At 43.9% G+C, this 6,054-nt stretch carries 5 protein-coding genes and 2 tRNA genes; 4 read left to right on the forward strand and 3 right to left on the reverse strand.

All coding sequences use genetic code 11. From position 1 onward, the window contains the following. The first annotated feature begins 127 nt into the window (after positions 1 to 127). A tRNA-Trp gene (locus tag VCHENC03_RS16940) sits at positions 128 to 204 on the forward strand. Positions 205 to 761: 557 nt separating this feature from the next. On the opposite strand, the gene pssA is transcribed toward VCHENC03_RS16940, so the two are convergent. Together pssA and VCHENC03_RS0125645 are read right to left on the reverse strand one after the other, a co-directional pair. Next, complete coding sequence (gene pssA, locus VCHENC03_RS16935; protein ID WP_032802504.1) at positions 762 to 2,102, reverse strand: CDP-diacylglycerol--serine O-phosphatidyltransferase; 1,341 nt, start codon at positions 2,100 to 2,102, stop codon at positions 762 to 764. Positions 2,103 to 2,173: 71 nt separating this feature from the next. Then, positions 2,174 to 2,605, reverse strand: a complete 432-nt coding sequence (locus tag VCHENC03_RS0125645) for a GNAT family N-acetyltransferase (RefSeq protein WP_032802505.1) — start codon at positions 2,603 to 2,605, stop codon at positions 2,174 to 2,176. Between the two features lie 101 nt (positions 2,606 to 2,706). Here VCHENC03_RS0125645 and murB point away from each other — a divergent pair, with 101 nt between their 5' ends. Together murB and birA are read left to right on the forward strand one after the other, a co-directional pair. Beyond that, entirely contained in the window at positions 2,707 to 3,750 is a 1,044-nt protein-coding gene (gene murB / locus VCHENC03_RS16930; RefSeq protein WP_009705458.1) for a UDP-N-acetylmuramate dehydrogenase, read from the forward strand. Further along, on the forward strand, positions 3,747 to 4,712 hold the full coding sequence (birA, locus tag VCHENC03_RS16925; RefSeq protein ID WP_009705459.1) for a bifunctional biotin--[acetyl-CoA-carboxylase] ligase/biotin operon repressor BirA: 966 nt from the start codon (positions 3,747 to 3,749) through the stop codon (positions 4,710 to 4,712). Before murB ends, birA begins: the two co-directional genes overlap by 4 nt. Positions 4,713 to 4,732: 20 nt before the next feature. On the opposite strand, the gene coaA is transcribed toward birA, so the two are convergent. Further along, positions 4,733 to 5,656, reverse strand: coding sequence for a type I pantothenate kinase (gene coaA / locus VCHENC03_RS16920; protein WP_009705460.1), 924 nt, complete (start codon positions 5,654 to 5,656; stop codon positions 4,733 to 4,735). Between the two features lie 206 nt (positions 5,657 to 5,862). On the opposite strand from coaA, the gene VCHENC03_RS16915 reads away from it, so the two are divergent. After that, positions 5,863 to 5,938 (forward strand) — tRNA-Thr (locus tag VCHENC03_RS16915). Positions 5,939 to 6,054: the final 116 nt, after the last annotated feature.

The following is a 6,054-nucleotide window of genomic DNA, read 5'->3' on the forward strand; positions in this document are numbered from 1 at the left end:
GTTAGAATACCGGCCTGTCACGCCGGGGGTCGCGGGTTCGAGTCCCGTCCGCTCCGCCACTTATTTCGAAGACCTCGCTTTTGCGAGGTTTTTTTGAATCTACAATGTGATAAGCTGTAGTTTCTACAGGGGTGTAGCTCCAATTGGCAGAGCAGCGGATTCCAAATCCGCGTGTTGGGAGTTCGAATCTCTCCACCCCTGCCATATTTAAGGCTCTAGTCGAAAGACTAGAGCCTTTTTCGTATCTGGAGAAAAGAACTCCAGCCTATTGGAAGGGCAACGGATTCCTCTAATATCAAAATAGCGCGTAGTGGGAATTAGATCGCCAGCCTGCCCTAATCTTTGAGTCCAACCCGTGAAATATTTGAGGCTCTAGCAGAAATGCCGGAGTCTTTTCGTTTCTGCCTCTTTTCCTAGTTGTTCTTTATCTGAAACAGAAAAAAATTGAATCCTTGGAGTTATCGCTTAGCCCTCCCGCGTAAAGTGCTCAAGTCTCTCGATAGAAAGGTCGAAGCTAGGAAATACTAAACGTCTGCTTACTCGTTGGCTCGTCTAACTATTCCTTTCTAAAGTAATTTGAGGCCATAGGTTAATGGTCTTTTTAGGGCAGGGGTAAGTGGACAGCAACGCTCTTTGGTGTTGCTGAGATAGGGTAGAGTGCTTACTGTTTGCTCTCTATAATGGTTTACTAAACCCTGATTAAGTAACAAAAAAAGCCCAGTATTTTCATACTGGGCTTCCTTATCACTTAAGTAGACGTATTAGAGAATACGTTTAAGCACGCCATCGGCTTTAATTCGTGTGATCTTACGAACCAACTTCTGAACGCTTACTGGATAGTCTTCAACTTTTTCTAATTGTCTATATGTACAGATAAGCTGAGTATGTTCAAGAATGTTTGCAACTTCTTGCTCAAACTTGTCGGTCATCTTCGCGTAGTTATCTTGCACTAATAGACCATTTTCTAGGTCTAGAGACCATGCACGAGGATTCAAGTTATTACCAGTCATCAGCATGTAGCGCTTATCAACCCAGATACCTTTTAGGTGGAAGCTATTATTGTCATGCTTCCAAAGGTGGATAGACAGTTTGCGTGCAGCAATGCTTGCCTCGTTGGCTTTCGCAAATCGACGTAAGTTGAGTTCGTATAGATATGGTAGGCCACCTATGGTCTTGAACTCTTCTTCCGGAGAGATATAGAAGTCGTTTGCCGTTTTATCACCCACTACGATAGTGACTTTTACACCACGCTTCATTGCGCGTTTCACTTCGCGATTAATCGCTTTAGGGAAGTTAAAGTAAGGGGTGCAGATGAAAATTTCGTTCTGAGCGGCAGCAAGCAGCTTAACGATTTTTTGATTGAGCAAATTACGACGTTTGCCCAGGCCAACAAGCGGTGTGACTTTTACATCTTCTTCGCTAGCGAGCTCAGTTTCGAACTCATAGTTAGCGCGTGCTAATGAAGAGCGAAGTTGGCGGATGTCTGCTTTGATTTCTTTTGTTTCAGGCTTATCTTTGCCTGCTAGGTCGTTGACTGCTGGGTGAGCGATCATTTCGTCTTGGATGAATCTCACCATAGAGTCAGCTAATGTTTTGTGCTGAATGACATGGTAGCGGTCGAAGCGGTAACGATCGTTGTAGTGTAAATACACGTTATTGAGGCTAGCGCCGCTGTAAATCACGGTGTCATCAACGATAAAGCCTTTAAGGTGAAGTACTCCAAAGACTTCCCTTCCACGCACTGGAATTCCATAGACGGGAATAGAGTGTTGGTATTTCTTCGCGAACGCTTTGTAAAGTGCTGCGTTGCCTTCTGATGACTCTGCACCAATAAGACCTCGTTGCGCTCGGTGCCAATCTACACAGATATTGATGTTCAATCCAGGATTGCGCTGTTTCGCTTCATAGAGCGCTGTGAAGATTTCACGGCCAGCTTCATCATCTTCCAGATATAGAGCGACTAGGTAAATTCGCGACGTTGCTTTGCTGATCGCATCAAGAAGACGAGTTCTGAAAGTCTCTGCAGCATGCAGAACTTCGAAGTCTTCAGGCTTAACAGCGAGACTTGGCAACTGTTCGAATGGGTTCCTACTTACTATCATACCGGTGTGAGTACCTTAATTAAGTGCAATATTGCGAACCTGATATTTTACCAAAGATATGAATTCTATGGCTACAAAACCACGCTGTTTGGAGTGTCAGAAGTAATGAATTGCATTGGAATGAGATCTTTACCACTGTCTACATAGCGCAGATACGCCATTTTTAGAGAGTTGGGGAGTGTAGAGCTATCAATGGTTTTGAATCCGTGTTGAGTGTAATAGTGCTCTAAATGATTAAAAGCAAAGCAATAATCGCCATCGCTGAAAACTGTGTTTTCACAATGAGTAAGCAAGGCATTCCCTACACCTGTCCCTCTGTATTCAGGGACTACGAGCATACCTGTTAATAGGCGTGATTGCTCAATAGTCTTCAATCTTAGTAAAGCAATGATACTCCCCTCTAAGGTGGCGGTTACGATCAATTCGTCTCGCTTTGCTCTCCCTGCGGGGTAATGAGCTTTGTACAACCTCTTGATGAGAGGCAGTTTGATCGGATTTGACACTTCTATGATTAATGAGCTAGGTATTGTCACTGCGGCTAAAAGATAACTAATGTAGAATGTTCATAGTTTAAGAGAATCTCATCTGGCGTTGCAAATCCACTATGGAAATTAAGAAACACGCGAGCCTTAAGGCTTTTCACACATTTGGTATAGAACAAACTTGTGCGTATTTAGCGATCGTTGAATCTGTTGACGACGTTATACAACTCTTCCAAGACAAAGCTTATCAGGACATACCTAAGCTCTTCTTAGGTAAAGGCAGTAATATGCTGTTCACTCAGCACTATGAAGGCATGGTGATCATCAACCGTTTAATGGGTAAAACCGTGACTGAAACGGATGAGCATTACTTGCTGCATATTGAGGGTGGAGAAGATTGGCCTGATTTGGTCGAATGGAGTGTTAAGCAAGAGATGGGTGGCATGGAAAACCTTGCGCTTATCCCAGGGTGCGCGGGTTCGGCGCCAATTCAAAATATCGGTGCTTATGGTTTAGAGCTACAAGGCATTTGTGAATATGTCGACATTCTTGATTTGACCAGTTTTGATACCAAACGAATGAGTGCCGAAGAGTGCTTGTTTGGTTATCGCGACTCTATCTTCAAGCATGCACTATATGAGAAGTGTTTTATTACTGCGGTTGGTCTCAAGTTGCCTAAGCAATGGCAAGCTATTAATCAATATGGCCCTCTACAAAGTATTCCAGAAGAAGAGCTTACCCCACTCGCTATTTTTGAACGTGTATGCCAAGTGCGTACGGAAAAATTACCGGATCCTACCAAAGTGGGCAATGCGGGGAGCTTCTTCAAAAACCCTGTGATCAGTCAAGATCATTATGATCAACTCATTCAGAAACATAGCAACATGGTGGCTTACCCAGTAAAAGAGGGGATGAAGGTTGCGGCTGGTTGGTTGATTGACCAATGTGGACTCAAAGGCGTGTCAGTCAATGGGGCTCAGGTGAACCCATTGCAAGCTTTAGTATTAACCAATGTAGACAATTGCAGTGCTAGCGATGTGGTCGCATTGGCTTCTTTAGTGAAGAAGACAGTTTGGGATAAATACCAAATTGAACTAGAGCATGAAGTCCGCTTTATGAATAGCAAGGGTGAGACCAATCTGGCTGAGATTGAGGCAATGCAATGAGAAAAGAACACTCAGTAAAATTGCATATTCTCAAGGCGCTCAGTGACGGAGATTTCCATTCAGGAGAAGCGCTAGGGCAGGAATTAGGTATCTCTCGAGCTGCCATTGCTAAGCATATCAAAGGGCTTAATGACTGGGGGGTGGATATTTACCGTATCCAAGGGCGAGGCTATCAGCTAGCCCAGCCTTTGCAGTTGCTCGATGAGACTCAATTGCAAGCCAAAGTAGAGACGCCATTAGAGTTGATCTCGGTTATTGACTCTACTAACCAATACTTGCTTGATAAAGTGAATGAGTCAGACAAAGGGCGAGTTTGTCTTGCAGAGTATCAGGCTAATGGGCGAGGAAGGCGTGGACGCCAGTGGATATCTCCCTTTGGAACAAACCTTTACTTATCGATGTATTGGCGATTGGATGCCGGTATGGCCGCAGCGATGGGCTTGAGCTTGGTTGTTGGTATCGCTGCTGTAGAGGCAATAGAAAGCCTTGGTATTGATGGCGTGAAGTTGAAGTGGCCAAATGACATCTATTACCAAGATAAAAAATTGGCGGGTATTTTGGTGGAAATGTCGGGTCAGGCCGGTGGAGCTGCGCATTTGGTGATCGGCATGGGTTTAAATATCGGAATGCCAGACATGCAGCCAGAAATTGATCAACCTTGGACGACTCTGAACCAAGTGAGTGATGGTGTTTTGATTGACCGCACTCAGCTAGCGATAAAGCTAATTGAGCATTGGAAAAACGCGCTAGAAGAATATGAAATGGCGGGATTGGCAGGTTTTGTTGAGCGCTGGAATCGTTTAGATAATTTTATTGGACGCTCAGTTAAACTGTTGATGGGGCCAAGAGAGATTCATGGCATAGTGAAGGGCATCGACCAGCAAGGTGGGGTAGTGCTTGAAACTGAAAATGGATTGGAGACCTATGTTGGCGGAGAGATCTCCTTAAGGAAAAATGACTAGCCCTGTCGTTAAGGATAAGGTTACTTTCTCAAAGAAACCTTATCCACCAAATGGCTTGGGCCTTTATGCAGAATCAGATGAGCCCTTTCACGAGTTGGAAGGATATTGTGTTCTAAGTTCAGCCCGTTGATTGAATGCCATATGTCTTTAGCTTTATTTTTCGCCTCTTCTACAGACAGTTGGGTATAGTGGCTAAAGTAAGAGCCTGGCTTAGTAAAGGCACCTCTACGAAACTTCAAGAATCTTTCTATATACCATTGCTCAATGGTGTCTGTTTCTGCATCCACATAGATAGAAAAATCTAAGAAGTCAGAAACAAATACGCGATGCGGATCGTGCGGATAATCCATACCGCTCTGTAAAACGTTCAGCCCTTCAATGATTAACACATCAGGACGATCCACTTTTTTCTTTTCGCCTGTAATGTCGTAAGTGATATGCGAATAGACAGGCACTTCTAAGTTCGGCTGGCCAGCTTTTACATCAGAAACAAATTCTACCAAGCGTTTGATATCGTAAGACTCGGGAAAGCCTTTACGATGCATGATGCCTTTATCTTCTAATACTTTCTTTGGATATAAGAAACCGTCTGTTGTCACTAAGGCTACTTTAGGGTGGTTCTCCCAGCGAGAAAGCAGGGCTTTAAGAAGTCTCGCTGTCGTGCTTTTTCCTACAGCAACACTTCCCGCAATACCAATTACGAATGGTGGAGCGTGCTCTTCCGTATTCAGGAATTCCTGTAGGACAGAGTTTCGACTTTGACGAGCTTGAACATATAAATTCAATAGACGAGACAAAGGAAGGTAGATCTCTACCGCTTCCTCCATAGTGAGGTTTTCATTAATGCCTTGAAGCGCTTTTAAGTCGTCTTCAGAGAGTGTCATAGGAACAGAATTACGTAACTCTGCCCATTCCGCACGGTCAAATGACAAAAATGGACTCATGGATCTCTTTTATCCTTGGTTTCATAGAGAGCAAGAACATACAACAAGCTCCGAGCAAAGCAAACGACAAAGCTCGAAAGTTTGCTTTAAAAAGCGAGGTTTGTATGATTTTGCAGCAATCGATTCTAAAAAGTCGAATTTTACGATTTTTTTTAAAATAGCTATTGCAACCTAGAAAATCATTCAATAGAATGCGCACCACTTATGCCGACTTAGCTCAGTAGGTAGAGCAACTGACTTGTAATCAGTAGGTCACCAGTTCGATTCCGGTAGTCGGCACCATTCTTTCCTGTTTCATTAGAAGCAATTGTAGTAAGAATGGCATGAAATTTTGGAGGGGTTCCCGAGTGGCCAAAGGGAGCAGACTGTAAATCTGCCGGCACTGCCTTCGATGGTTC

The organism is Vibrio sp. HENC-03, assembly GCF_000305755.2.
Taxonomy (GTDB): Bacteria; Pseudomonadota; Gammaproteobacteria; order Enterobacterales; family Vibrionaceae; genus Vibrio; species Vibrio owensii.